5 protein-coding genes are annotated in these 3,830 nt (G+C 39.2%); 2 read left to right on the top strand and 3 right to left on the bottom strand.

From position 1 onward, the window contains the following. Nucleotides 1-650 (top strand): sensor histidine kinase (locus E1176_RS04400; protein WP_155209357.1); only part of this gene is annotated, 650 nt, incomplete at its 5' end. Between the two features lie 3 nt (nucleotides 651-653). Here E1176_RS04400 and floA read toward each other — a convergent pair. Both floA and E1176_RS04390 read right to left on the bottom strand, forming a co-directional pair. Continuing rightward, nucleotides 654-1,565 carry a flotillin-like protein FloA gene (floA, locus tag E1176_RS04395; RefSeq protein ID WP_155209356.1) on the bottom strand — a complete coding sequence of 304 codons (912 nt, stop codon included), beginning with the start codon at nucleotides 1,563-1,565 and terminating at the stop codon, nucleotides 654-656. A gap of 74 nt (nucleotides 1,566-1,639) precedes the next feature. Then, the gene (locus E1176_RS04390; protein ID WP_155209355.1) at nucleotides 1,640-2,371 is read right to left on the bottom strand and encodes an NYN domain-containing protein; all 732 of its coding nucleotides are present in this window, start codon (nucleotides 2,369-2,371) and stop codon (nucleotides 1,640-1,642) included. Between the two features lie 98 nt (nucleotides 2,372-2,469). Between E1176_RS04390 and E1176_RS04385 the strand changes: the two genes are divergently transcribed. Beyond that, nucleotides 2,470-2,925, top strand: a complete 456-nt coding sequence (locus E1176_RS04385; protein ID WP_155209354.1) for a nuclear transport factor 2 family protein — start codon at nucleotides 2,470-2,472, stop codon at nucleotides 2,923-2,925. On the opposite strand, the gene E1176_RS04380 is transcribed toward E1176_RS04385, so the two are convergent. Further along, entirely contained in the window at nucleotides 2,922-3,662 is a 741-nt protein-coding gene (locus E1176_RS04380) for a ZIP family metal transporter (RefSeq protein ID WP_155209353.1), read from the bottom strand. The two genes, E1176_RS04385 and E1176_RS04380, sit on opposite strands and share 4 nt — an antisense overlap. Between the last annotated feature and the right edge of the window lie 168 nt (nucleotides 3,663-3,830).

Genomic DNA, 3,830 nt, shown 5'->3' with positions numbered 1-3,830 from the left:
TGGTACACGACTTCAAAACGCCAATAAATTCTATAGAAGGCATGCTTGATCTGATCATAAAAGGTCATTTGAGTGCTAAAGAAGCTGAAGAATTGGCAAATAAAATGCAGCACTACGTGGCTCAATCAAAGGTGTCGATCGATCAGCTAATAGTCTGGCTAAAAAGTCAGATGGGTGCTATTAGTACCACAAAAACTCAAATTGATCTTAAGCGCATGTTTGAAAAGGTTAAGACCTATCACATGAGGTTATCAGAGCAAAAAAACCTTTCTATAAATATCAATCTCACATCAACTATCAGCTTCTACTCTGATAAAGAGCTGTTATTTATTATACTAAACAACCTGATATCGAATGCAATTAAATTCTCTCCTAGAAATGGAAGCATCGATTTACACGGCACCATGAAAGCGGATAAAAATTTATTAATTACAGTTGCAGATCATGGCAAGGGCATGTGTCATAAGCAAATTGAAGCTATTTTAGACACATCTGACCATGCACCAACTGCAAGTGCATTTTCAGAAACCGGCACCGGGCTGGGACTAATAATCTGTAAAGAGTTGATAGAAAAACTTTCCGGCTCAATAAAGATTGAGAGCGAGGAAAACCAGGGCGTCAAAATCTCAATTATTCTACCTACAACTTAGGCACTATCTTTTTACTTTTTTCATCCCTTTCATCAGGTTGCCATCTCTAAATGCTCCAGCCATTGCTGCCGGAATAAGCGCTTCGGCTAAAATAACCTTGGCCTTTGCCTCCTGTACCCTGGCAGACATCTCCTGCTCCAAGGCTACAGCCATCGCACGTCTCTGTTCAGCTTTAGCTTCAGCTACATTTAGATCAGCCCCTGCCTGGTCGATTTGTAAGGCAGCCCCTATATTGTCTCCGATATCAATATCCGCAATATCAATCGACAGTATTTCATAAGCTGTGCCACTATCCAGACCATCGGCCAGCACTTTTTTAGATATACTTTCAGGATTTTCTAAGACTTCAAGGTAGTTTTTTGCTGTTCCAATTCTTGAAATAACGCCCTGCCCTACTCTTGCTTTTACCGTTTCTTCACCCGCTCCACCTACAAGCTGCTGCAGATTAGTGCGCACTGTTACACGAGCTTCAGCTATTAGCTGTATACCATCAACAGAAACCCCCATGATGGCAGGCACTATTACCACATATGGTGTAACCGACACCTGAACTGCTTCCAGCACATCTCTACCCGCCAAATCTATGGCAGTAGCTTGCTTAAATGTTAAATTAAGATTTGCCTTATCTGCTACTATCAGCGCCTTAATTACGGCAGTAAGATTGCCGTGAGCGAGATAGTGAGTTTCCATTTGCTGTGTAGTGATAGGCTCAAGACCTGCTTTAGCAGCTGTGATCATAGAGTGTGCGATCAACTTTGGAGGCACCTTTCTAAACCTCATAAAAACCATTTCAAAAAGGCTGATTCTAACTCCAGAAAACTGGGCTGTAATCCACAGGTTGATTGGAAAAATGAAAAATAGAAGCCATAAACCTATTATTGAAACCCCTATTACAATTATGGTGGATAAACCCATAGCAAATGTTAGTTATCGTATCGTACGAATGTAACTTAAGTTTATGGGCTTTTTTAGAAATGATGTGAAAATTATCACCGCTTGTTTCTCACATAGACGAGCTTAAACTTGCCATTATGCTGGTCTCGATGGTCTATTTCAAATTGCTTAAGAGATTCAAAAAGAGGAGTCAGTTTTTCAAACCCAAAATTTCTGGAGTCAAAATTTGGCTGCTTTTTAATGATTAGAGAGCCGACATCTCCTAAAAATGCCCACCCGTCTTCATCGGCTACATCAGAAACAGAGTTTTTTAATAACCTTATGACTTTCGGGGTCAACTTATCAAAACTAGGCTTTTTAGCCTTCCCTTTCTCACCTGTAGTTTCTGTATCACTTTTGAGAATTTCGAGATAGATAAATTTATCACAAGCTACAATAAATGGCTCCGGTGTTTTCTTTTCGCCAATACCATACACATGCATACCTGCCTCCCGTAACCTGGTGGCTAGTTTTGTAAAATCACTATCAGAAGACACCAGGCAAAACCCATCTACTTTACCAGAATATAAGATATCCATAGCATCTATAATCATTGCAGAGTCAGTGGCATTTTTACCTGTGGTATAACCATATTGCTGTATAGGGTTAATGGCGTTTTCTAACAATACATTCTTCCATTTCACCAAGTGAGGCTTAGTCCAGTCGCCATAGATACGTTTTATAGTAGATGTACCGTACTTATTTATTTCCTCCATCATTTCTTTTATATAAGTAGAAGGAATATTATCTGCATCGATGAGTACAGCCAGTTTTATCTCTTTTCTCATACACTAAAGGTAGTATTAATAATTGTTAATGACTTGTTAAATACACAACTGTATGGTGTACTGTCCGTATTTCGCATTAAACCTAACCTACCTCCAATATGAAATTTTTATTGATTGCATCCATAGTGTTTATCACCGCTTGTAGCGGTTCTAAAGAGGAAGCATACATTGCCAAAATAAGTCAAGCAGATACTACCAAACTGACAAAAATAAAAAAAGAGTTGTGGCCCAAAGCCTATCATGAGCATGATACAGCTCTACTAAATAAAATTTTACATGAAGAATTTGAAATGATCAGCAACTCAGGAGAATGGTCTACCAAAACAGATGAAATGGATTGGTTATTATCTAATAGCTCTAAACCTGACTCATTTTTTTATGAAATTAAGCGTTTAGATATCTTTAAAAATGGTACGGCAGTAATTGCGGGTACCGGTCACGTTTTCAATGATTCCAGCAAAATGCAGTACCAATCGAGTAATGTACTGGTCAAAGAAAACAAAGAATGGAAGGCTATTTTGTCACATGTTTCAGGTGTGCAGCAACTTGACTAAAACCAGAGCTCTGTGACAACAGCAATGGCTGCGCCTGCCAAAGCCACCGCCAACTTTTTAGCATTAAAGCCATGATTTTCGCTACTTTCAAAAACAATGGTAGTAGAAATGTGTAAAAAATTACCGCTTACCACAGCAAAGAGTATCGCAAACGCCTGAGAGGAAAGTATATCGTTTTCTACATAATAATCACCGATATACATACCAAGTGGAGAGCCTAAAGCAAATATTAATAGAAATATAAAAGCTTTGCCTCTACTCAGGTGGCACAACAAAATTGATATCAAAGCAAACGCTGCTGGTGCCTTGTGCAAGACTATACCTGTAAGCAACGAAGTCGATTCATGATGCGCATGACTATCGCTTGGGTGAGCCAAAAGTGCTCCTTCTAAAAATGCATGTATAAGCAAAGCCACTAGTAGCAATAAGGTAGACACAAACGAGTGATTATGCTTATCGCCATGTTTATGGATATGTCCATGTTCAGCTCCGGAAGAGAAATACTCCAGGATTTGCTGTAAAAAGAAACCGCCAATCACATAGGCTCCGATGAGGGAAGGGTCTGATGCTGTACTATATATTTCTGGCAGTATGTGGATGATGGTGACTGCAAAGAGGTAGGCTCCCGCAAAAACCAAAACTAATTTATAGCTTTTACCCCTTACACCGGGCACGAACATTGCCGCAAGCCCTGAAAGTAAAGCTGTGAAAAATAAAACCGCGAAATAAACAATCATAAATTAATTTTGGAAGCGCAAATATACAACAGCGTTGCATTTAACCCTCATTGACAATTATTTTTGAGTTACAAATATCATTCGGCTCGACTTTTCAGGTTCGTAAGCGTTTAGCTCATAATCACCAAAAATAGTGATTAGCTTGAGCCCCGCCTTTCTGAAATAGTC

The organism is Fulvivirga aurantia (genome assembly GCF_009711475.1).
GTDB lineage: Bacteria > Bacteroidota > Bacteroidia > Cytophagales > Cyclobacteriaceae > Fulvivirga > Fulvivirga aurantia.
This window is presented reverse-complemented; position numbering and strand designations above follow the sequence as displayed.

Bases quoted from the DNA above. Each gene is read 5' to 3' on its own strand.
- E1176_RS04390 (WP_155209355.1), bottom strand. From the start codon at position 2,371: ATGAGAAAAGAGATAAAACTGGCTGTACTCATCGATGCAGATAATATT.
- E1176_RS04385 (WP_155209354.1), top strand. From the start codon at position 2,470: ATGAAATTTTTATTGATTGCATCCATAGTGTTTATCACCGCTTGTAGC.
- floA (WP_155209356.1), bottom strand. From the start codon at position 1,565: ATGGGTTTATCCACCATAATTGTAATAGGGGTTTCAATAATAGGTTTA.
- E1176_RS04380 (WP_155209353.1), bottom strand. From the start codon at position 3,662: ATGATTGTTTATTTCGCGGTTTTATTTTTCACAGCTTTACTTTCAGGG.